The 341-nt window shown below is 47.8% G+C and carries 1 pseudogene; it reads left to right on the forward strand.

Going from position 1 to position 341, the window contains the following annotated elements:
- A pseudogene (locus tag CG11_RS30665) lies at nucleotides 1-341 on the forward strand (hypothetical protein); the annotation flags it as partial.

The raw sequence follows: 341 nt of genomic DNA on the forward strand, positions 1-341 counted from the left end.
GCTGAAAATCGGGCAGCTTTGGGCTTGGAGTATGATGAGGACCTTACGTTGGTAAGAATGGAGGAAAAAGAGGCAACAGAAACAGAGGCAGCGCCCGAAGAATCGTCCGTTAGCTATTTGGGGATCGGCTTAAAAGCCTTGAGTTTATTGATGGACCTTAGAAAAGCCTACCGACAAGCTCAAGCGCCTTCTACCCCAAATCCACCGTATCGAACAATCAATGATTTAGCCCAGCAAATTCACCAAGTCAATCGAGAGAAAGGTTTTTGGGATAAAGAGCGCAATGTCGGCGAAATGTTGATGCTGGTGACCTCAGAGCTAGGAGAAGCGATGGAAGCGCA

Origin of the sequence: Aureispira sp. CCB-QB1, assembly GCF_000724545.1 — a bacterium.
Lineage (GTDB): Bacteria > Bacteroidota > Bacteroidia > Chitinophagales > Saprospiraceae > Aureispira.